General features: G+C 63.6%; 1 protein-coding gene. It reads left to right on the top strand.

Annotation, left to right across the window (positions count from 1 at the left end; translation table 11 throughout):
• Nucleotides 1-20: 20 nt before the first annotated feature.
• The coding region (locus ACZ9XP_RS17990; RefSeq protein WP_465188969.1) for an NAD(P)(+) transhydrogenase (Re/Si-specific) subunit beta at nt 21-261 on the top strand (241 nt) is incomplete at its 3' end.

Genomic DNA, 261 nt, shown 5'->3' with positions numbered 1-261 from the left:
CCTACATCATGTGCAAGGCGATGAACCGTTCCATCGTCAGCGTGCTGCTGGGTGGTTTTGGTGCCGAAGCCGGCAGCGGCGGCAGTGCCGACACCGGGCCGAAGAACTACAAGTCCGGCTCCGCCGAGGACGCTACCTTCCTGATGAGCAACGCCGACAGCGTGATCATCGTGCCCGGCTATGGTCTGGCCGTATCGCGCGCCCAGCACGCGCTGCAAGAGTTTGCCGAGCTGCTGCACCAGAAAGGCGTCAACGTGCGCT

It is taken from the genome of Vogesella perlucida, assembly GCF_979366545.1.
This window is presented reverse-complemented; position numbering and strand designations above follow the sequence as displayed.